We start from the raw sequence: 22,530 nt of genomic DNA on the forward strand, positions 1-22,530 counted from the left end.
TCAGTGCCTCCGAACCCGTGTTACAATTTTGCTGTTTTCTAAAAACAGTCCATCCACGCCATTTGATACACTTTACCAGCTCCATGAAATTTTCAAAATACTATCTGGCAGCATTTATCTCGTTTGTAATCTGGGGATTTTTTAGTCTGGCTTTGAAACCGCTTAAAGCTTACGCTTCCCTTGACATTCTCTTTTACCGCGTCCTTTTTTGCGCCGTTATCATGGCGGTCATCAGCCTTTTCGTTCGGATTAAAGTTTTGAAAGAAAACATCTCAATTTTCCGTCAAATGCCTGTGGCGCAAAGAAAACGGGTTACTATACTCACATTGGCAGGGGGATTCTTGTTGACGGCCAACTGGTTTTTCTTTATTTACGTGATGAACCACATTAGTGTAAAAGCAGCATCATTCGCGTATCTGGTTTGCCCGATTATGACGACCGTGATTGCCTATTTTGTATTAAATGAAAAATTAAGCAAATGGCAATGGACGGCCGTTTTAATGAGCGTTGCGAGTTGTATGTTGTTGTCGTTCAGTAATGTAGCAGACATTGCTTACAGTCTCATCGTAGCTGCTTCGTATGCATTCTATCTGGTTAGCCAGCGGAAAAATACGGGTATGGATAAATTCCTGGTATTGACGGTGCAGATCCTTTTTTCAGCTTTGCTGCTCCTTCCATTTTATCCGCAATACAGCGAAGCATTACCCACAGAATTCTCATTTTACGCACTCATTTTCCTGATCGCCGTGCTGTTTACCATTGTGCCGTTGTATATGAACCTGTATGCGTTGCAAGGCGTGACGTCCTCGACGATGGGCATTTTGTTGTATATCAATCCCTTAATGAACTTCGTGATCGCACTGTTATACTTTCACGAGCCTATCAATGCAATCCAGATCACAGCTTACTCGTTGATCTTGATCTCGATCGTCGTTTTCAATGAGCGGTTTATTTTCGGAAGAAGGCGGGCAGCATTGGGTTAAGGTTTTTGGTATACCAATGATTTGATAAAATTCCGGTAAAACAATTTCTGAAAAACCACTTTGTATCCTGCATTAGCAAACAGCTTTTCGGTCTCAGGAAGCTTGCTCGCTTCTACTTTCGAGAGGACTTTGAAAAAGAGATACATAGATTTCAAGAGCCATTTCTGCCAGATTTTACTGTGATTTTGATCAACATTAAAGTCAGTAAAAAGCCAAACTCCGTTTGGAACGAGCAGATTATCAAGCACATTAAAAACAACTTCTGCTTTATCCTGTTTGAAATTATCAAACAAAAACGAAGTAATGATCACATCAAACCGTTCATCTGACTGGAATGATTCGATTGCGACATTCACAAACTGAACATTATTTTCTCCTACATTCCGTTTCTTCGCCACCTCAATCATTTTCTCCGAGATCTCGACGTAAGTAATGTTAATGCCAACTGGCCTTAAACGCGTGATTTCCTCCAAAATCACACCCGTTCCTCCGCCCGCAATAAGGATTTTCGCTTTCTCTGGAATGAACTTCAAACCAGAACGCTGAGCCTCCATTAATGCATCTCCGAATACAACATTTGAGAGCGTGTCGTAAAACCCTGCCGTGCGATCATAGTTGTTATTCATGGCTCAATGCAAAGTGAAAAAACTCCCGGCAATGCCGCAAATGGCTTTTAATAATAATAATCCGTCTATCACGATCAGATAAAACAAGACACTTTTTGGCTTTTGTAAAGCAAATGCAACGCTTAGAAGACATACGAATGGAAGCATGTTCAGAATAATGCTTGGGCCGCTCAAATGCCTGAAATAGGCAAAGGCAAGGAAAGAAAGCAAGCCAATAAGTGACAAGGGCACCAGCACATAAACGATGGTGTTCCCGAGGCCCATCCGCACCGCGAACGTTTTCAGCTGAATGTTCGCGTCATCTGCATAATCTTTCATATCGAACATGATAGCATTCACTGTGCAGAACATCCAGTTTTTTATAAATAACCAAAACATGAAAATGGGCTCATGAACGACAATGTCCTGCTCAATCCGCAGCATTGTGATAGGAAACACATTCACGAATCCAGCCCAAACAAAGCCGATCACGAACGCTTTCAACCAGCCCGTATGTCGTAAATTAAATGAGATAATGGATTTTGGGAGCAAGCCGTAATACAGGATCGCAGCGGTAGGAATGCTTAAAATGAGCAGCCAGTTTGCGACGGGTAAATGGAGCAGTTTATTAAAATCACGAATTAAAAGCCAGCCAGCGATCCCTGCACAAATGGTAAAAAGGACATATTGGCTCACACGTGTAAACCGGTAATGCGTTCGATACCACTCAGTTCGCGGGTTACTGGAAAATGTGGAACCCGGCGGAATGGAGTAAGCAATGGTGTAATAAAACACCGTAGCGCAAAAAATCAGGATATAGTAGGGAACCGCATTGAAAGGCAAACCAAGTTGAAACATCGTCTCCAGAGACAACGCGACGGCCAGCAGGCCAACGAAGTAATTTGCAAAGAAGACGAATGAAACAATTTTTTTTACCATATATTAGGTAACCGATCAATTCTTAAACCAACATTTTCATGAAAAGAATCTCCTTCCTTTTCCTATTGTTTTCCATTATTCAGATACAGCACGGTTTCTCGCAGAGCAAAGATCCGATTGTTGAAAATATAGTTAAAGAAGCAACCGAAAACTCACAACTGGAAAAACTGGCGCATGAATTAATGGACGTGATCGGGCCAAGGCTCGTAGGGTCGCCGCAAATGCAGCAGGCGCACGAATGGGCGGTGGCGAAATATAAAGGTTGGAACATTACGGCGAAAAACGAAAAGTGGGGTGAATGGCGTGGTTGGGAACGCGGCGTGTCGCACATTGATATGGTGGCGCCAAGAGTGAAATCGCTGGAAGGAATGCAATTGGCCTGGAGCCCGGGAACGGGTGGAAAAACGGTTACGGCCGAGGTGATCATTCTTCCCGACGTGGCAGATTCGCTGGCTTTCCAGAAATGGCTTCAGACAGCGAAAGGCAAATTTGTGATGATCAGCGTGAACCAGCCAACGGGCCGGCCGGATTATAACTGGCAGGAATTTGCGACCAAAGAATCATTTGAAAAAATGAAAAAAGAGCGCGACGTGCAGACGGAGGCCTGGGCAGATCGTTTGAAAAAAAGTGGTTATACGGCACGCACTTTGCCACTGGCGTTAGAAAAAGCAGGAGCGGCAGGCGTTGTAATGTCTTATTGGTCAAAGGGTTTTGGTGCCAACAAGATTTTTGGTGCTTACACCAAAACGATTCCAACTGTTGACATTTCACTGGAAGATTACGGCCTGCTATATCGCTTGTCGGAATCAGGGCACACGCCGAAGATCAGCGTGCGTGCAGATGCGAAGGAAACAGGCGTGAGCCAGACATTTAATACAATTGGAGAAATTAAGGGCTCAGAAAATCCCAATGAATACGTAATACTCTCCGCTCATTTCGATTCATGGGATGGCGGAACAGGCGCGACAGACAACGGAACGGGCACAATTGTGATGATGGAGGCCATGCGCATTCTCAAAAAAGTGTATCCCAATCCGAAAAGAACGATCCTTGTTGGACATTGGGGGAGCGAGGAGCAGGGACTGAATGGCTCGCGGGCGTTCGTGGAGGACCATCCGGAAATTGTTCAGAACATTCAGGCGGTTTTTAATCAGGATAACGGCACAGGAAGGGTTATTAACCTTTCAGGACAGGGTTTTTTGAATTCCTACGAATATCTTAGCCGCTGGCTGGCCAAGGTTCCTGACAACATTAAGGCGCCGATTGAATCCAAATTTCCGGGTGCACCGGGCGCCGGCGGATCTGATTTTGCTTCATTTGTTGCAGCTGGCGCGCCTGCATTCTCGTTAAGCTCTTTGAACTGGTCTTACGGGACATATACATGGCATACCAACCGCGATACTTACGATAAGATCGTGTTTGATGATGTGCGCAGCAATGCAATTCTGGCTGCGATCATGGCTTATCAGGCCAGTGAAGATCCTGCCAAGACTTCACGTGAGAAAAGTGTTTTACCATTAAATTCAAAGGGCGAGCCAGGAGCTTGGCCTGAGCCGAGAAAGCCAACACGTCGGGGCGGACTGGATTAAGCATTGTCACATTGAGCGCGTTTTGGGGAAGGCATTTGAAATATTTTTTATTGATTGACAACATACAATGCAGATAAAACAATTATCGGAGGCAACGGAAGAATTGTTGCTGATCCGTCCGTTTGAGCAAGGTTTTGAGCCTGAAAATCAAGCCATGTTCAAGGCTGAGAAAGGTGAAATATGGTGGTATTCTTCCCGTGAACTCTGGATTGGGTTAGGGAAATCACCGCAGCTTCCGGGTATCATCAAGATTTTCAGATCACTGTTTTTCAAGCGCAAAGATCGCTGGCCGGACGAAATCGTCTTGGATTGCAAAGGACGTACACCCGATTGGATCGAAAATGCAGTGAACGGGATCATTTTGGGGGGCTACGATCTCCAACTCTACAAAACAGAACCCAAGCCATTAAGCGCTTTTTTCAAAACCGGAACATTATCCGTCCTAGCCGAAAAGCATTCCCCGGAAATCGACGATGCATTATATATTGCTCAAAAGACTGCATTGGTCCAGATGCGGATCATGGACTTAATGAATGCGCCTTCTAACTACAAAAATCCTGCAACGCTGGCTGAATGGGCGACTGAATCAGGAGAAAAAAACGGTTATAAGGTGACTGTGCTTGATAAATCCAGGCTTGAAGAGCTCGGTATGCTCGCATTGCTGGCAGTCGGAAAAGGCAGTGAAGCTCCGCCGCTGATGATCGTGTTGGAATATGAACCGGAGCATTACACCAGAACAGTTGCATTGGTAGGAAAGGGCGTAACGTTCGATACGGGCGGGATTTCCATCAAAACTGCTGCCAATATGCATTTGATGAAAAGCGATATGGGCGGCGCGGCGGCTGTTTTGGGAGCGGTTGAACTGGCTGCGCAACTGAAAATTCCTGTGCGAATCATTGGGGTAATTCCATCAACCGAAAACAGTGTGGACGGACTTTCGATGAAGCCTGGTGATGTCATTGGTTCCTATTCAGGCAAAACCATTGAAGTGATTGATACGGACGCCGAGGGGAGGTTAATCCTCGCGGACGGACTCAGCTACGCGATCCGGGAGTTCAAACCAGACACAGTTATCGATCTGGCAACGCTTACCGGAAGCGTGATCCAGACATTGGGTTACGAAGCCGCCGGACTTTTTACGCCAAACAATGCGCTCGCAGAATCATTGGCCCAAGCGGGAGACATTACCGGCGAAAGAATGTGGCGGTTGCCGATTTGGGATTCATATAAAGAAGAAATCGCATCCGACATTGCGGATGTGAAGAATTATCATGGAAAGCCCCTGGCCGGCGCTATCGTCGCGGCTAAATTTTTAGAAGCATTCACGGACGAGCACCCGGCATGGGCGCACCTGGACATTGCCGGAACAGCATTCGGTGATACAGAATTTGCGCCTGGCCGGGCGGGGACGGCTTATGGCGTTCGATTATTACGCGTTTTCTTGTCAGGGATAATTTAAATGGCCCTTCCCTTGCTAAATTGGTTCTTTTTGCTAGATTTGAAAAAGCAAGTTTTGGGTTAATCATTCAGAATTTTTGTCAGCTACTTTCCACGAAAGATCATTTTTATGGCCCGAGCGCTTACGTTTCTTTGCATATCAACATACTTCAAGGGAAACGATTTTCTGAAAGCTTTAAAGGAGTCTGGTAACAAGGTCTTCCTCATTACAGCCAAAAAATTGGAGCATAAGCCATGGGTTAGGGACGCGGTTGACGAGTTTTTTTATGTGGAGGAAGGGGAAGACGGCACTTACAACATGAACGAGATCATCAACGGTCTCGCCTACATCATGCGCGAAAGGCCCATCGATCGTGTGGTGGCGCTGGATGATTTTGACGTGGAAAAAGCGGCGCATATTAGGGAATATTTCAGGATTCCGGGCATGGGGCAAACAACGGGAAGATATTTTAGAGATAAACTGGCTATGCGCACCAAGGCGGCCGAATCGGGGATTTTAGTTCCGGGTTTTTCTGCACTTTTTAATGATGACGCCATTAATGCATTTATAGAAAAATATCCTGGTCCCTGGATGATCAAACCGAGGTCTGAGGCTTCGGCTACGGGGATAAAGAAAATGGAAAATGCTGCGGAGTTGTGGGAAACCATTCATGAGCTTGGTGATAAAAGACATGCTTATTTGGTGGAGCAGTATAAGCCCGGCCATGTTTACCATGTCGATTCTATCTCGTATAATGGCCGGGTTATCTTTTCCTGGAACAGCAAATATCTGGCGCCGCCTTTTGATGTGGCGCACGGAGGTGGCATTTTCAGGTCGGTAACCGTGCCGTTTGATTCCTCGGAAGAGCATGCATTAGAAACGCTCGCGGTGGATCTTTTGAAAGCATTCGGGTTGAAGCACAGTGCATCGCATACGGAGGTAATACGCTGTCATGATGATGGGAAATATTATTTTCTTGAAACGTCGTCCCGCGTAGGAGGGGCTAATCTTTCGGAAATGGTGGAAGCGTCTTCGGGGATTAACCTCTGGAAAGAATGGGCCAAAATGGAGACGGCGGAGGCCAAGGGGGATAATTATAAATTGCCGGCTGTCAGAAAAGATTATTCGGGCATCATTATTTCCCTGGCAAGACATGAGTGGCCGGATCTTTCCGTTTTCAATGATCCCGAAATTGTCTGGCGCATGCATGAGCCTTACCATGTTGGGTTGGTCGTCAGGGCGAAATCTCGCGAGAAGGTGATAGAGTTGTTAGATCAATATGCGGACATTATCCAGAGAGATTACCATGCGTCGGCACCCGCACCGGACAGGCCAACACATTAGCTAAGTCATAAATAACATTGCATTAAAGCATTCAGGTTGTATTAGTTACGCGTACAACCTGAATGCTTTTTTATTTAAAATTTGCATCCCAATGTTTAACCTAACCATCTTGAACAATGTACAATTTTACAAAGTCGCTCTGCGTCATTTTGTTGTTGATCCTGACATTTGCCGGTTGTAAAGATGACAAAGAAATTGAGCCAAAAAATGCCTTAATGCACGATGGAAGGGAATTTGAGATTTCAAAAGGACTTTTAATCCATTTAGGAGAATATCCGGAGGGCGAAAGCGGGCATGTGCTGTTTTTATCCTCAGACGGCGTAAAAATCCGCGAGTCAGGCGGTCATATAGATTCCATCTACGGGATCGGACATGGAATCTACTTCGAACTGATCAGCGCCACAGGAAATGCATTGGATGAGGGCGAATACACATTTGACAACGACTTCACCATAGAAGTGAAGACTTTTTTTGATTCCTATGTAGTCTTCAACAGCGATTTTGCCACCGAAGACGGCGAATATTACGCATTAAATGAAGGCAAACTAACCGTAAAAAAAGACGGCCCCAACTATATCCTCGACATTGACTGCATCGAACGAAACGGCAAACACGTAACCGCTCACTACAAAGGCCCGCTGACGTTTTATGATGAGGAGTGAAATAATCTGAAAAATTTTTCGGGAGACCTGTGACCTGATTGATGCAGCTGCGTCTAAATGCATAAAAGTTAGAAAACTAACCAAATGTATTTATGAACGAGGAAGTAAAACCAACTGAGCTAATTTCATCTGTTAGGCAACTCATCAAGGAAAGCAGGTCCAGAGTTGCTGTCGCTGTAAATGCGGAGATCACAATGTTGTATTATCAGATTGGCAAAAGGATTAATGAAGACGTGCTTAGGAATGACCGTGCAGAATATGGCAAACAGGTCATTCGTATTTTAAGCTACGATTTAGTATCAGAATATGGAAGTGGATGGAGTGAAAAGCTGATACGGCATTGTATGCATTTCGCCAGCGTATTTCCAGACAGCTCAATTGTCTCCGCGCTGCGGAGACAATTGAGCTGGACACATTTAAAGTCACTCATGTATATTGAGGATCAGCTCAAGAGAGAATTTTACATTGAGATTTGTCGTCTGGAAAACTGGTCCTCCAGACAGTTAGATGAACGCATCAAATCCATGCTCTACGAGCGAACAGCCATCAGCAAAAAACCGGAAGAAACAATCGTCAATGACCTTAACCTGCTGCGAGACAAACAGAAGCTCAACCCGGACCTTGTTTTTCGTGATCCATATTTCCTTGATTTCTTGGGCTTAAAAGATGTTTATTCAGAAAAAGATCTGGAAACGTCTATCATCGTGGAGCTTCAAAAGTTCATCATTGAACTTGGCAGCGATTTTGCGTTTATGGCGAGGCAAAAGCGTATTACAATTGACAACTGCGATTATTTTATCGACTTGCTCTTCTATCACAGAAGGTTACGATGCCTCGTTGCGATTGACTTGAAAATGGGCGCTTTTGAAGCAGGTTTTAAAGGTCAGATGGAATTGTATTTACGCTTTCTCGAAAAATACGAACAGGCCGAAGGCGAGAATGCGCCCATCGGCCTGATATTGTGTAGTGGTAAAAACAAGGAGCATGTAGAGCTGATGCAACTGGATCAGGCAAACATTCGTGTTGCTGACTATCTTACAGCGCTGCCTTCGCAAGAACTTTTGCAGGAAAAACTGCATAAGGCCGTCGAGATTGCGCGCCAGAAAGTGAATCTTAAACCAACTTAAACGCTTGTCTTCCAATCAGAAGCCATTGTCCTTTTATTTTTTGCCAGACTGTGAATACGCCCAGCCGGACGGGAGCGGGATCTTTGCCTTTGTTGTGCGTGTCACCGATCAGTTTATGGCGGACCATGGCCACATCACCGGAAATGGTGATGGTTTGCTCGGAAAGGTCGATTTTTGTGAATTTTGATTCGCCGCTTGTTAATGCACGGATGAATTCTTTTTGATCTTCCAGAAGACCATTTGAATGTCCGTATGTCAGAGACGAGGACGTGAGTTTCAATAAGTCGGGCTCGTTTGCGGCAATGATAGAGACGCGAAGTTTTTCAACAGCTTCGGCTACTGCTTTTTCGTCGCTGCTTTGTGCGGAGGCAATGATATTTCCCAGCAAGAGAAATACGGCCAGTAAAAATGTTTTTTTCATTGTAAAAATACTGTTGGTTAACGATGCAGGTTCTGTAAGCTTCTAAATATCAACTCTTTCCATCTTAGGCGCAAACAAATGCATGACACCCCAGGCGAGCAGATAAGCGAAGCCGCATATGATAAAAATGAGGTTATAACCGCCGCCGATATTGCCCGCAGCCTTATAATTATCTAAGATTATCCCTACCAAAAGCGGAAAAAGGATGCCTCCTACTGATCCCGCCATCCCACCGATCCCCACCACGGAGCTTACTGCCTTCTTAGGAAACATATCCGAAGCCGTGGTGAAAATGTTTGCGCTCCAAGCCTGATGCGCCGCTGCCGCCAAACTGATCAAGACCACCGCTTGCCAAATGTTAGTCGTGTATTGTGCAAGCATGATAGGCGTTACGAGGAATGCAAAAATGAGCATCGACGTCTTCCTGGCCCTGAAAATAGGCCAGCCTTTTTTGATAAAATAACCTGAAAGATAACCGCCGCCAATGCTTCCAATAGTCGTAGCGGTGTAAACGATAACGAGTTCCGGGCTTGGTTTGGAAAGATTTAGCTTGAACGCTTCGGCGAAGTAGGAGGGAAGCCAATAGAGGAAAAACCACCATATGGGGTCTGTAAGCATTTTACCAAAAACAAAAGCCCAGGTTTGTCTCACTTTGAACAGGTCCAGCCATTTAACAGGCGCTTCCTTGCTCGTATCAGGTTCATTGTCACTATGAATATAGTCAAACTCAGCCTGATTAACCCGCGCTTGTTTGGCAGGAACTTCATAGTAGCGAAACCAGAAAAATAGCCACACAAAACCAATGGCACCGGTAATCAAAAACGCTTCCTGCCAGCCATAGGAGCCCAGAATCCATGGAACCATGATCGGCGCGACGACTGCGCCAATGTTCGCGCCGGAATTGAAAATTCCCGTTGCCAGTGCGCGTTCACGTTTGGGAAACCATTCTGCTGTTGCCTTAATGGCCACAGGGAAATTTCCCGCCTCGCCAAGTCCGAGCAATGCCCGCATGAACCCGAAGCTGAATGTGCCCGTCGCAACGGCATGCAACATGGCCGCAATGCTCCACACGACCACCGAAATCGTATAGCCTAATTTGGTTCCGATTTTGTCAATGATAGCCCCGAACCCAATCAGCGAAATGGCATAAGCCGTTTGAAAAGCCATTACAATGTGACTGAAATCCTGTTCCGACCAGCCAAAATCGGCCTCCAATGTTGGTTTTAATAATCCCAGAACCTGCCGGTCCAGATAGTTGATCGTAGTTGCGCAAAAGAGCAGGGCCACAATCCGCCAACGGTATTTGGTCATTTGGTTTTCCATGTAGGGATTTTGCAGGTTAAATTAGGCTGATAAAATTCGGCGCTTGTGATTCAGGCGTATTCGGTTTTTTCAAGAAATAATTTCAATGTATCTAATGCACCCAGCTGTTTCAGGGATTCGAGATGAGAGACGACATTTTTGCGGATCGCCTCCGATTTGGAAAGATCTTTTTGCGAGATTGATTGATCTTTTAAAATGGCGATAACCATATCTTCCAGCGACGCAATCTGCCATTTCTGATGAAAATAACCAGCTTTTTGGTCCTGAATCAAATAATAAGCACCATTAGCGAGCCCGTAATAGTTATCACCATCTTTTCGCACAGGCTTCATATAAAAAATGTAAGCTGCAAATCCGAATGTAATGTGTTCCGGAAAAGTGTCGCGGGTTTTTTCATATTTTAAAAAAACCGGCATTACACGCGAAAGCATTTTGGCAGAATAATTTTGGGTAATGTTCAGCCATTTGTGCCTTAAATGCGGATTATGGAAGCGTTCGAGCACACTGCGGCCGAATTGCATGGCCCGCTCTTCGACGACCGGATAAGGAATCGCAGGTGCAATTTCCGTTTCCATTAGATTAGTCAGATAAGTAGCGAAAAGCGGGTTTTCCATCGCTTCATCCACGGTTTTGAAACCACATAAGTGAGCCAGGCCGCTTCCGAGTGTGTGCGCACCATTGAGCAGTCTCAATTTCAGCTCACGATATAATTCAATGTCCGGTTCAATGATCAAACCTGCATCGACTTCGTGGAATGGCAGCTTTTTACGGATGGTCGCGTCACCTTCTATGGCCCACAAATGATAATGTTCCGCAGTGATCAGCAAATCGTCCTGGTAACCGAGTTCAGCGGCCAGCTCTTTGCATATGTTCTCGTCAGGCCTTCCCGGTACAATTCTGTCCACAAGTGAATTGCAGAATGAATTGTGATTTTCAAGCCAGTCTATAAATGCTGCTTCCAGCCCGTTCCTATGTGCTAATTCCAGCACAATGGATTCGAGTTTTTTACCATTATCGGTGATCAGCTCTGTTGGAATAATGACCACGCCATATTCCGGATTTCCGCCAAAAGCTACATAACGGGCATATAAAAATGCAAGTAATTTTCCTGGAAATGAAACGGGAGGCCATTGATAAATATCATCCTGAACAAGCTGGATACCAATTTCCGTGGTGTTAGAAATCACAATGCTGATCGCAGGATTTTTCGCAAGATCCAACACGAGCGACCATTGCGTTTTAGCCGACAAAACCCTGCTAATAGCCGAGGAAATGATGTTTTCCTCCCGCACGACACCATTTTGGCTGCCGCGCAAACATATTGTGTATAGATTATCCTGTCGCTCAAATGCTTTCAGGTCGCCTTCGTCCGTAGACTTCACCACCACAATGCGCCCGTTGAAAACGCCTTGTCTGTTGGCCTTATCAATGAAATAATCGGCAAGGCCCCGTAAAAATGCGCCTGTGCCAAATTGAAGCACTTTTTCAGGCAGTTGGAAAGTACTATCGTCCGGGACAACAAGCCCTGGCTGATTTCTTAACTGGCCAAGATTTTCGCGAAAAAGGCGGCTCATAACATTTCGGTTTTACTTTTTAACAACCTGTTTTAGTAACCAATCGGCCAGATCTTTTCCTGCCTCAAAATTCTCAAAGCTCGTATCAATCCTCCGTCCGTCGAGATATTCATTGTAAAGCCACGGGTCGCCCACAGCGAAAACAGTTCCTTTTCCATATTTGGAAATGCCCAAAATAACGTCTCCCTGGTCCGTCAGGGCTGATTTGGCCGGAGCAGATAGGAGGAGAGGAGAAAGTTCTTTAATGTATATTTTGCTGGCCGTCTTAAAAATGGCCTTGTTGTCCGCCGGGATCGTCAATTTGCCTTGTTCAAACTGCGTCCCTTGCACCATATTCCGGTTTTTATTGCTGAATTGCATGCCAAATTTCTTCGCCAGCTCATTGAAATGCGGGATCTCACAATTGGCAGTGTCATTTGCCATCATTACCAACACACCACCATCCTTCACCCACTTTTCGATCACATTGATGTCGTTTGGCTGAATGAAATTGGGCTTAGGCGACTCCTTTTTTGTGTCCGGGTCCACGATAATGTAAACATCTACATTTTTCAATTTTGCGGCAGTCGGCGCGCCCGAAACGGCGACTGTTTGGGCACCTAACTCTTTGAATGTTTGGCCCCATAACCAAAACCCTGAATGCAGCCGATCTTCCCAGGTGTAATGGAATGGTTCACTTTTTCCATCAGCCAATTTTTTACTTTCTTGGTTAAAATGATAGTCTAACCCAACCGTTTTGCCTTTCCCAACTGCATTTTCAGCAGCAATTTCCATTTCAATACTGGCAAAAATGAATGGTCCGATTCCTTTCAAGTCGTTTTTCCGGATGGGTTCGCTCAGGTAATATTCGTAGGTTCCGTCGCGGTAAGGCGTGCCGCCGAGTCCGCCTACACTTACTGTTTTGTTCAGACTTAATAATCCATCTGCTTCTTTCTCAACGAATTCCTTCAATGCTCCTGCGTAACCGCGCTTTGCATTGGCTGCAAAAGATTCATCAATATAACCCATCCTTGAACCCTTCGCCAGGGCATATATGAACATGCATGACGCGGATGCCTCGAAATAATTTCCTTTTCTATTTCCCTGATCTATGACCTGATACCATAATCCTGATTGCTTATCCTGGTATTTGGCCAACACTGGCGCAAGCCTTTTCAGATATTGGATTAGTTCAATTCTTTTCGGGTGACCGTTCGGAAAATAATCCAGCACGTCCACCAACGCAATGGCATACCAGCCAATGGCACGCGCCCAGAAATTAGGTGAACGACCAGTTGTTTTGTCTGCCCATTTTTGCTCACGGCTCTCATCATACGCATGATAAATCAAACCCGTTTTTTCATCAACTGCATATTTTTCAATCAATGCAAATTGTTTCGCGATGTCATCAAAATGTTCTGGATGATTGAATAGCAGGCTGTATTCTGCGGCAAAGGGTTCACCCATGAAAAGGCCGTCCAGCCACATTTGATTTGGATATCTTTTTTTGTGCCAATATCCACCTTCTTTTGTGCGCGGCTGCTCTTCCAGTTGCTTCCAAAGCAAATCAGCAGCCTTTTTGTATTTGTCTTTGTCTGGTAGTGTTTGTTGATAAAGTGTAAGTAATGCTCTTCCCGGCGGAATGTTGTCGATGTTGAACTCGTCAAATTTGTATGTTCTGATGCTTCCGTCTGGCTTTACGTATTGGTCAATGTCTTTTCTGATGTATTCAAAATACTTGCCTTCCCCCGTTCTATACCAAACTTTTTCGATGGCTTTCAGCATTAATCCCTGCTCGTAATCCCATTTCGCCGCGGTGTTTTTTCCTACTAAAATAGAATCCTTATGACGCGCCATGAACGAGTCGGTCATTTGCCGCGACAAGGGAAGTTCCTGCGCCCAAGCATCCACAATCATGTTTGGTGCAGAGAAGAAAAGTGCAATAAGTTGAATGCCGCGTAGCAGTTTTTTCATCAGAAAAGAAAGAACATTAGAGACTAGGTTTTTATAAAATCGGCTCTCATCGGATTGAAAATATCCACGAGCATTCCCGCTTCCAGGCATAATGCGCCATGAACAACATCCGGCGGAATGTAATAGGCGTCGCCACCGCCTAGTATGCCCGTTTTCGGGCCAATGGTTATTTCAAATTTGCCACTTTCCACATAACTCATTTGCGTATGAAAATGGCTGTGCAACGCGCCCACGCCTCCCTTCTCAAAAGTCACTTTGACCATCATCAGATTATCATCATAAGCCATGATCTTCCGCTTCAAACCGCCGCCCAACTCTTCCCAGGGAATGTCCGAATCGTCAATAAATTCTCTTCCTTTTATATCGTTCATTTTATCTCAAATCAGTTATCGCTACTGCGTCCATATCCGTGTAATCTCTGTTTTCGCCTGCCATTCCCCAGATGAATGAATAGCTCGAAGTGCCACAGCCTGAGTGAATTGACCAGGGCGGGGAAATGATCGCCTGTCGGTCGGACAGCCACAGATGGCGGGTTTCGGTTGGTTCGCCCATTAAATGCAGAATGCGCTGACTGGCAGGCACATCGAAATAGCAGTAAGCTTCCATGCGCCTGTCGTGCACGTGTGCAGGCATGGTGTTCCAAACGCTTCCGGTTTGCAAAACGGTGAGGCCCATCACGAGCTGTGCGCTTTGAATGCCGCCCGCGTGAATGTATTTGTAAATGGTCCTGTGATTGGAGGTTTCCATACTGCCCATTGTCGTGGGTGCAGCGTCTTCCTTTGTATATAATGTTGCTGGAAACGACTGATGTGCAGGCGAGGATAGGAGATAAAAAACCGCAGGATCACTCTGATTTTCACTTGAAAAAACAACTTCTTTTGTTCCTTTTCCCAAATAAACACAGCCGAGCTTACTGATTTCAAAGGTCGCCCCGTCCGCTTGAACCTGGCCTTTGCCGCCAATGTTAATGATCCCGATTTCCCTTCTTTCCAAGAAATATTCAGCTTTCAGCGGGCCATAAGTTTCCAATGTAAGCGGGGCGGTCATCGGAATGGCTCCTCCGATCATAACGCGGTCATAATGCGTGTAAACGAAGTTGATCTGGTCGTTTTGAAATATATTTTCAATTAAAAAATTCTCGCGTAAAGTCGCCGTGTCCATCTGGGAAACTTCTTTACGGCTACTTTCAAATCTGATTTGCATGAGCTTGGTTTTTGCTGGGTTATTAAACATTTTGGAAAGATTACCGGCCCATCCAGCCGCCGTCAACGGTTAATATGGTGCCGTTCACGTAACTAGATGCATCTGACGCCAGGAACAAAGCCGGGCCTTTAAAATCCTCCGGCATCCCCCACCTTCCAGCCGGGATGCGGTCGAGGATGGATTTGCTTCTCACAGGGTCGTTTCGCAATGCTTCCGTGTTGTCTGTATTGATGTAGCCCGGCGCTATGGCGTTCACATTCACCCCCTTTCCGGCCCATTCGTTGGCTAATGCCTTTACAAGACCGCCGATCGCGCTTTTGGATGCCGTGTAACCGGGAACATTAATGCCGCCCTGAAATGTCAGTAACGAAGCTGTAAAGATGATCTTGCCATATCCACGCGCGATCATATCGCGACCAAACTCCCTGGAAAGAATATAAGGTGCATCCAGATTAATGTTCAGCACCTGATCCCAGTATTCGTCTGAATGTTCCGCTGCAGGCTGCCTCAGAATAATGCCTGCATTGTTGATGAGAATGTCGATGCGATTATGGGCTGTTTTCACTTTTTCAATGAATGCATAAATGCTTTCACGGTTTCCTAAATCGGCCTGATAAGGATAAAATTTCCTGCCGGTTTTTGTAACAGCATGCTGTAAGTCGCCGGCTGACTGAATGTCGGATGACGAAACGGCAATGATATCCGCTCCCGCCTCTGCGAGTGCCTCGGCCATTGCCTTGCCTATTCCGCGGTTGGCACCGGTTACCAGTGCGGTTTTGCCCGTCAGGTCAAATAAATTGATTGTACTCATTTAAGGAATGGCAAATTGTGTTTTTCGGGGTAAGCCCTAAATTACGCGTCGGTCTAAGAAGACCTTTCACTTCGGCAGTTTAGGCCGAATAGTTAGAATTATCAAATATTGAATTGTCTTTTTTTGTGCAATCGTTATCGGGAACGTTATCAGTTCATGCGCGGCGGTAAACATCTACCGATCCGTTTCGATATTCATTTCTATTTTAGTACATTGACATGATGTTCGATAAAGTATATCTTATCAAACATTAAGTTGGAATAAACCAATTTTTCTTTGGAGACTATCACAATTAAGGACATTGCCAAAGCGCTGGGACTTTCGACTTCGACCGTCTCCCGTGCCTTGCGAAACAGCTATGAAATAAACCCGGAAACCAAGAAATTGGTCATGGAATATGCCGAGCGGATGAATTACCGGCCTAATCCCATTGCGCTGAGTTTGCGGGACAGTAAAAGCAAGTCCATTGGGGTCATTATTCCTGAAATCGCCAATCATTTCTTCTCGCAACTTATCAATGGCATTGAATCGATAGCCTATAATCTCGGTTATCATGTGGTTATTTTTCAAAGTCATGAATCGTACGAAAGGGAAGTCGCCAATACAAATTACCTGGTTTCCCGGAAAGTAGATGGCCTTTTGATCTCGCTATCCAGCCTTACCACCAACCTGTTCCATTTTCAGGACCTGATGGAAAGAGGTTTACCAATCGTTTTTCTTGACCGCGTGCCGAATGCGATTGAAACGCACAAGGTCGTCGTGGACAATTTTGCGGGAAGTTATGAGGCCACGGAGCATTTAATCAAATCCGGCAGAAAGCGCATCGCACATTTGACTAGCCCCATTTATTTATCCATAACGACCGAGCGCTTAGCGGGTTATAAGCAAGCCTTGGAAGATAATGGCCTCCCATTCGATGAATCGTATGTCAAATATTGTTACCATGGGGGTAAAGTAGCCACTGAAAACGAGGCTGCTGTGCAGGAAATGCTGGAAATGCCCGAACCGCCTGACGCCATTTTTACGGCAAGTGATCGCCTTACGACGGGTTGTATGTCTGTTTTGCAAAAGAAAAAGATCAGGATCCCGGAGCAGATCGCGATTGTCGGGTTTACGAATATCAGCGTTGCAGAGTTGCTTAATCCGCCATTAACAGCTGTTGTACAACCCGCGATGGAAATGGGCCAGCAAGCAGTTGAATTGCTGATCAGGCTCATTGAGCATCCGCAAAAGACGGATGTCTTTGAAACCAGATCATTAAAAACCTCGTTGATCATCCGCGAATCGTCCGTTGGAAAAGCGGAAGCATTGTAATCACCAAATTATTTGATTAGATGATCAGCCTGGCCATTGATGGAGCATTGTTTAATTACCGCGTTGCGGGCGTTGCGATCGTGGACGGGAAAGTGCTTTTACATAAAACGCCGTCAGACAAATTTTGGAGCTTGCCCGGCGGCCGCGCTTCCCTGTTTGAGTTTTCCAAGGACACATTGATCCGCGAAATGCAGGAAGAAACCGGAATGGACGTGCTGGTGGGGGAAATGCTCTGGGTTTCAGAGAATTTCTTTGTTTATAACGACAAGAAACACCACGAGTTGGGGTTTTATTACAAAATGGAAATCCCGTCATTAACAGATCTGAACGATTTCATAGGCGTGGAAGGTGACAGTGAATTGCTTTTTAAATGGCATCCAATTGCCGAAATTTCCAACCTAAGGCTTTATCCCGAATTTTTGGTTGCCGAACTTGCGCAAAATCCGCTCCGTGTAAACCAATTTACCTCCGGTTTCACAGATCTGGACAAAGCCTGATCATTGCGTCATAAAGCGCCAGGTAACATTGCCGACTGTACTTGGTTTACCAATTTCTGCATTCGAAATGTTGCCTTTGAATTTCCCGTCTGCTTGTTTTTCAACTTGAATGTCGCGCCAGGAGAAAATGCCCTTTTCATAAGCAAATGTCTCTCCGTCATCGTCATATAGCTTATAACTTCCATTTTGGTCGCCGTAATGCCTTATTTCCAGGTCCACTTTCTGTCCGGCTTTTGGCGCGTGCAGCAATGCGGGCATCATGGGAATGATCGCGCCGTTTTTTACGAAAACCGGAATCTGGTCGAGGCCTGGTGAGATGGTGATAATTTCTCCGTCGCCCACCAATTTTCCGGTGTAGAAATCAAACCATTTGCCTTTTGGAAGAATGACTGTGCGGGATGTCTGGCCGGTAAACAGGGGCGCAACGAGCAGGAACTCCCCGGCCATGTATTGGTCTTTCACTTCCTTAACAACCGCTTCTTCGTATGGATTCGCTTCCAGGTCTGTGGCTGTTTTTTCTTTGCTAACATTGCCTGAAAAGCCTTCTTCCAGGCTCATTCCGCGGAATGGCGGCGTGCCGTCGTAATGATATTTGGCAAATTCGGAATACCAGTAAGGCATCATGCGCATACGCAGTTCAGCAACAGCTTTTATTTGCGGCGCAACTTCCGGGAATGTCCAAGGCTGCGTGCTACTTGACCAGGCATTGATCATTGCCATGGGCGAAAAGCAAACCGTTTGGAAACGCCTCAACCATTCTTCCGCGGTTTTGGATGCGCGCACCTCAGGCGTCCATAAAACGCCTGCATAACCGCTGTTAATCAATGCCGTAATGAAATCTTCATGGCTGTAATTGTCATTATAAATCACATAGGGGAAAGAAGCTCCACCTGCATTGGACGCGCGCACGAGCCCGTATGTGCGCACATTATTTCTCCGGAACATTTCAAAACTGTGTTTTTGGACGAGCAATCCATAAGTCTGGCGGATCTGTTCCGAGGAACGTCCCGATGGAAACGTGGCGACGTCAGGCCATAAATAAGAATCAAAACCGTCCACTTCATCGATCTTATAGCCACTCACGCCGATTTTTACATGTTCTTTTTCAAATTGATCAAAAAGGATTTTTCGCGCTTGTGGCATGGAAAGGTCAGGCACAATGCCATTCCAGACCGTATGCGAGCCGGTAAACGGCAACATGGGTTTATAAATTGCAGCGTCAGGAGAAACGTAAGGATTGGTCCATAAATTGATTTTAACACCCATCGCATCCATTTCTTTCACAAAACCCGCCGGATCAGGAAAACGCGATTTGTCCCATTCAAATGTGCAGGGGTAGGATTTACTCTGCCAGCCCGGTTCCAGGCCAATGAAATCGAGCGGAAAACCTTTTTCCTCAAATGCTTTGGCCTCCTGCTTCACTTGCTCGGATGTGTAAAGTCTGTGCACGCGCTGCGTAAAACCCAGTCCCCAGCGCGGGGGCAGGCATCCGCCGCCGCTCAGCAAGTTGAACCGCTGGACTGCATTGATGGGTTTGGGGCCTGCAAACACGTAAATTTCAATGCCTTGGGCTGGGATCAGCATTTCCACGGCATCGGAATAAGGGTGCGCGCTCCAATTTTTATCCGTGTTACGGTCCATCACCTCCGGCGGATTTTTGCTGTCTTTGCGCACATTGGAGCCCGCGTATACATCGATGTATTTAGCTGAATTAACAAAGACACCATAACCCAGCGACGACACATAAAAGGGCACAGGCGCGTGTGTACGGCCATTATCGGTCTTTCCATAATGATCTGCGTGCAGCTGCATGATCCTTCCGCGCTGATGCACAGTCTGAAAATTTAACCCAAAACCAAAAAGCTGCTCATTTTTGACCAACGGAAGCCTGAGATAAGTTTTGCCATTGTTCTGCTCAACGCGGATCTCGGCCTTATCCAACGGAAATGGTTCCTTTGAAAGCTTTTGCAGTGTTGACGAAGGCGTTATTTCTGCGGCTTTGAGCAAGTCATAATCGTCCGGCTTACCAGCCACTCCTTTCCAAACGCCGGGATATATTTCCTGCCATTGAATGTTTTGCGCGGCCAATGTTGCCGGAATCAGGTAAAGCAGGATGAGTAACGAGCGCAGGCAGAAGACATTAAGCATAGGGAACATGGTTTTGAATTAATATAAGCTCAGGGGCGCATTTTATACTAAATATTGCGGTAAAATTTCGGGCAAATGGTTGCTATACTGCGAAGCGACGTTGCTATAAGCTATATTTAAAGCTTTTAAAGATCTTATATGCATTTGAAGGCTGCCTTTCGCTCCAAACTTCCACGCGTTGGAACCACAATTTTTACAAAAATGTCCAGGCTGGCCGAAGAACATCAGGCTATAAACCTGGCCCAGGGTTTTCCGGAGTTCGATTGCGCGCCGGAGTTGCAGAAACTGGTTGGTAAATATATTGCGCGAGGTAAAAATCAATATGCGCCTATGGCTGGCGTGATGGCTCTGCGGGAAGCGATTGCAAAGAAAGTATTCGCTGCAACTGCAAAGGAATATCATCCCGAAACCGAAATTACCATCACCAGCGGCGCCACGGAAGCATTATATGTGGCGTTGTCCACGGTCGTTCACCCGGGTGACGAGGTGATTGTTTTTGAACCGGCTTACGACAGTTATGTCCCTTGTATTGAGCTAAATGGCGGCATTCCGGTTTTTGTAACATTGCATCCGCAGTATGAAGGCATTGACTGGCAAGATGTAAGATCAAAAATCAGCCCGAGAACGAAGGCAGTGATCATTAACACGCCACATAACCCGACTGGAAATGTTTGGAAACTGTCTGATTTGCACCAGCTTGCAGACATTGCGGGGCAGCATGATTTAATGGTGATCAGCGATGAAGTTTATGAACACATTATTTTCGATGGCCGGGAACATATTTCCGCTGCATCCATTCCCGCGCTGGCTGAGCGCACATTCCTGTGCGGTTCTTTTGGTAAAACATTCCATACAACCGGCTGGAAATTAGGTTATTGTCTGGCTCCGAAAGAATTAACTGCCGAATTCAGGAAAATCCATCAGTTCCTGGTCTTCAGTGTGGTAACGCCCATTCAGTTTGCCATTGCCGAATATTTGGAAAACCCTGAGCATTACTTAACATTATCGGCATTTTACCAGCGGAAGAGGGATTTGTTTGTGCATGCAATCCAGGATATTGGCTTTGGTTTGAGGCCGTCCGAGGGAAGTTTTTTCCAGAATGTTTCTTATGAAAATCTTACCGGGGAAAATGACCGCGAACTGGCCGAACGACTGACCATTGAAGCGGGCGTGGCGTCCATTCCTGTTTCCGTTTTTTACGATCAGATCACGAATTATCAGACCCTGCGTTTTTGTTTTGCCAAAAATGATGACACGCTGTTAAGAGCAGCGGAACTATTGAGTAAAGTTGTTTGGTAAAAACAGACCTTTAAATCTATTATTTTTTAAACAAAAGGGCTTTAATAGGCGTGATTTGCGAGATGATCAATGTTGGGATCAGCAAAATGAGTCCGGAAATAACAATGGTGATCACATTGACCATAAAGAAAATAGGCCAGTCGAAGACGATAGGCACAGTGTCCATGTAGTAATTAACGGGATCGAGGGAGATGACATTAAATTTATATTGAATCCAGCAGACCAGCAATCCGGCAATGTTTCCAATGATGATGCCTTTGCGCACCATATGAAGGCCAACTCTGAAAAAGACCATTCGGATCTGTTTATTGGGACTGCCCAATGTCTTCAAAAGCCCTATTAACGGCGTCCTTTCCATGATCATTACCAGAAGGATCGAGATCATGTTGAAGCACGCGACGAAGAGGATTAATGCTAAAAAGACGGCGGTATTACGGTCTAGCAGCAAAAGCCAGTCGAAAATCTGCGGAAAAATGCTGGTGACGCGTTGCAGATAAATAGATGGCGGAAGGGTCCGTCTCAGCAGCGCTGCGACTTCATCCAGCTTCTCAAAATCTTTCAGATAAACTTCATAAGTCCCGACGGAATCCTTTCCCCAGCCATTGAGCCGTTGCACAAGACTAATGTCACCGATGATCAGATTATTGTCAAACTCCTCCATTTGTGTGTCGTAAATGCCCACTACGGTCAGTTTACGCGGTCGGGGAGGGTTTTGCATGGAATACATGATCACATTATCCCCGGATTTGAGCCGGAGTTGCGATGCGATTTTATGGCTGATCAGGATTTCGGAGGAATATCCGTATTTGATTGAAGTCGAATCTTTATTAGTAATCAATTTCCCGTCAATGAGACTTCCCTTGAATGTATTCCAGTCATAATCCTGGCCTACGCCTTTCAGAATAACCCCTTTAATCTCATCCGCGGTTTTCAGGATGCCAGATTTGTGCGCAACGCCTTGCCAGCGAAGGATTTCGGGTATTCTGGGCAATGCTTCTGTAATCGGGTTTTTGACAAAAAGCGGTGCTTCCTCGTAAGTGTTACCAACGGCAAACGAGGAAATATTAATGTGCGCGCCGAACAGAAAGATCTTCTGGCGAATGGTTTGTTTGAAACCCAACAACACGGCAAAAGCAATGATCCCGACCGCAATCCCGATGGCAATACTGGCAACGCCGATGCGTGAGACGGTTGCAGAAAACGAGCCTGCTTCGTTGTGGCGGATGCGTTTTGCGATGAATGAGGGGAATTGCAAGAGGAATCTACCGGTTAATTTTTATGTTTGGCAAAAATAGGGAAA

Annotated in this window: 20 protein-coding genes; 9 read left to right on the plus strand and 11 right to left on the minus strand. The window is 45.7% G+C overall.

Annotated elements, in window-relative coordinates; all coding sequences use genetic code 11:
- Positions 1-83: 83 nt before the first annotated feature.
- On the plus strand, positions 84-983 hold the full coding sequence (locus NFI81_RS24245; protein ID WP_234616071.1) for an EamA family transporter: 900 nt from the start codon (positions 84-86) through the stop codon (positions 981-983).
- On the opposite strand, the gene NFI81_RS24250 is transcribed toward NFI81_RS24245, so the two are convergent.
- Together NFI81_RS24250 and NFI81_RS24255 are read right to left on the minus strand one after the other, a co-directional pair.
- Entirely contained in the window at positions 980-1,609 is a 630-nt protein-coding gene (locus tag NFI81_RS24250) for a class I SAM-dependent methyltransferase (protein ID WP_234616072.1), read from the minus strand. The two genes, NFI81_RS24245 and NFI81_RS24250, sit on opposite strands and share 4 nt — an antisense overlap.
- A 3-nt stretch (positions 1,610-1,612) precedes the next feature.
- The gene (locus tag NFI81_RS24255) at positions 1,613-2,527 is read right to left on the minus strand and encodes a UbiA family prenyltransferase (protein WP_234616073.1); all 915 of its coding nucleotides are present in this window, start codon (positions 2,525-2,527) and stop codon (positions 1,613-1,615) included.
- A 38-nt stretch (positions 2,528-2,565) separates the two neighbouring features.
- Here NFI81_RS24255 and NFI81_RS24260 point away from each other — a divergent pair, with 38 nt between their 5' ends.
- The 5 genes from NFI81_RS24260 to NFI81_RS24280 all read left to right on the plus strand — a co-directional run bounded on the left by NFI81_RS24260 (position 2,566) and on the right by NFI81_RS24280 (position 8,687).
- Positions 2,566-4,116: a M20/M25/M40 family metallo-hydrolase gene (locus tag NFI81_RS24260; RefSeq protein WP_234616074.1), complete on the plus strand. Its 1,551-nt coding sequence runs from the start codon at positions 2,566-2,568 to the stop codon at positions 4,114-4,116.
- Positions 4,117-4,183: 67 nt separating this feature from the next.
- The gene (locus NFI81_RS24265; RefSeq protein WP_234616075.1) at positions 4,184-5,575 is read left to right on the plus strand and encodes a leucyl aminopeptidase family protein; all 1,392 of its coding nucleotides are present in this window, start codon (positions 4,184-4,186) and stop codon (positions 5,573-5,575) included.
- A 108-nt stretch (positions 5,576-5,683) separates the two neighbouring features.
- On the plus strand, positions 5,684-6,898 hold the full coding sequence (locus NFI81_RS24270; protein ID WP_234616076.1) for an ATP-grasp domain-containing protein: 1,215 nt from the start codon (positions 5,684-5,686) through the stop codon (positions 6,896-6,898).
- A gap of 116 nt (positions 6,899-7,014) precedes the next feature.
- Positions 7,015-7,560, plus strand: a complete 546-nt coding sequence (locus tag NFI81_RS24275) for a hypothetical protein (protein WP_234616077.1) — start codon at positions 7,015-7,017, stop codon at positions 7,558-7,560.
- Positions 7,561-7,652: 92 nt separating this feature from the next.
- Positions 7,653-8,687, plus strand: coding sequence for a PDDEXK nuclease domain-containing protein (locus NFI81_RS24280; protein ID WP_234616078.1), 1,035 nt, complete (start codon positions 7,653-7,655; stop codon positions 8,685-8,687).
- Here the strand turns inward: NFI81_RS24280 and NFI81_RS24285 are convergent.
- The 7 genes from NFI81_RS24285 to kduD all read right to left on the minus strand — a co-directional run bounded on the left by NFI81_RS24285 (position 8,674) and on the right by kduD (position 15,972).
- Complete coding sequence (locus NFI81_RS24285) at positions 8,674-9,108, minus strand: nuclear transport factor 2 family protein (RefSeq protein ID WP_234616079.1); 435 nt, start codon at positions 9,106-9,108, stop codon at positions 8,674-8,676. The genes NFI81_RS24280 and NFI81_RS24285 overlap by 14 nt on opposite strands.
- A gap of 42 nt (positions 9,109-9,150) precedes the next feature.
- On the minus strand, positions 9,151-10,431 hold the full coding sequence (locus tag NFI81_RS24290; protein WP_234616080.1) for an MFS transporter: 1,281 nt from the start codon (positions 10,429-10,431) through the stop codon (positions 9,151-9,153).
- 50 nt (positions 10,432-10,481) lie between these two features.
- Positions 10,482-12,005, minus strand: a complete 1,524-nt coding sequence (locus tag NFI81_RS24295) for a tagaturonate reductase (protein ID WP_234616081.1) — start codon at positions 12,003-12,005, stop codon at positions 10,482-10,484.
- Between the two features lie 12 nt (positions 12,006-12,017).
- Positions 12,018-13,901 carry a glycoside hydrolase family 88 protein gene (locus NFI81_RS24300; RefSeq protein WP_374759502.1) on the minus strand — a complete coding sequence of 628 codons (1,884 nt, stop codon included), beginning with the start codon at positions 13,899-13,901 and terminating at the stop codon, positions 12,018-12,020.
- Between the two features lie 80 nt (positions 13,902-13,981).
- Entirely contained in the window at positions 13,982-14,329 is a 348-nt protein-coding gene (locus NFI81_RS24305; protein WP_234616082.1) for a cupin domain-containing protein, read from the minus strand.
- 1 nt (position 14,330) lies between these two features.
- Complete coding sequence (kduI, locus tag NFI81_RS24310) at positions 14,331-15,161, minus strand: 5-dehydro-4-deoxy-D-glucuronate isomerase (RefSeq protein WP_234616083.1); 831 nt, start codon at positions 15,159-15,161, stop codon at positions 14,331-14,333.
- A 40-nt stretch (positions 15,162-15,201) separates the two neighbouring features.
- Entirely contained in the window at positions 15,202-15,972 is a 771-nt protein-coding gene (kduD, locus tag NFI81_RS24315) for a 2-dehydro-3-deoxy-D-gluconate 5-dehydrogenase KduD (RefSeq protein ID WP_234616084.1), read from the minus strand.
- 276 nt (positions 15,973-16,248) lie between these two features.
- On the opposite strand from kduD, the gene NFI81_RS24320 reads away from it, so the two are divergent.
- Together NFI81_RS24320 and NFI81_RS24325 are read left to right on the plus strand one after the other, a co-directional pair.
- Entirely contained in the window at positions 16,249-17,286 is a 1,038-nt protein-coding gene (locus tag NFI81_RS24320) for a LacI family DNA-binding transcriptional regulator (protein ID WP_234616085.1), read from the plus strand.
- Between the two features lie 20 nt (positions 17,287-17,306).
- On the plus strand, positions 17,307-17,783 hold the full coding sequence (locus NFI81_RS24325; RefSeq protein WP_234616086.1) for an NUDIX hydrolase: 477 nt from the start codon (positions 17,307-17,309) through the stop codon (positions 17,781-17,783).
- On the opposite strand, the gene NFI81_RS24330 is transcribed toward NFI81_RS24325, so the two are convergent.
- Positions 17,784-19,931, minus strand: a complete 2,148-nt coding sequence (locus NFI81_RS24330) for a glycoside hydrolase family 31 protein (protein WP_234616087.1) — start codon at positions 19,929-19,931, stop codon at positions 17,784-17,786.
- A 138-nt stretch (positions 19,932-20,069) separates the two neighbouring features.
- On the opposite strand from NFI81_RS24330, the gene NFI81_RS24335 reads away from it, so the two are divergent.
- Positions 20,070-21,230 carry a methionine aminotransferase gene (locus NFI81_RS24335; protein ID WP_234616088.1) on the plus strand — a complete coding sequence of 387 codons (1,161 nt, stop codon included), beginning with the start codon at positions 20,070-20,072 and terminating at the stop codon, positions 21,228-21,230.
- Between the two features lie 19 nt (positions 21,231-21,249).
- Here the strand turns inward: NFI81_RS24335 and NFI81_RS24340 are convergent, their stop codons facing one another.
- Positions 21,250-22,485: an ABC transporter permease gene (locus NFI81_RS24340; protein ID WP_234616089.1), complete on the minus strand. Its 1,236-nt coding sequence runs from the start codon at positions 22,483-22,485 to the stop codon at positions 21,250-21,252.
- Positions 22,486-22,530 lie beyond the last annotated feature (45 nt).

It is taken from the genome of Dyadobacter fanqingshengii, assembly GCF_023822005.2.
Classification (GTDB): domain Bacteria; phylum Bacteroidota; class Bacteroidia; order Cytophagales; family Spirosomataceae; genus Dyadobacter; species Dyadobacter fanqingshengii.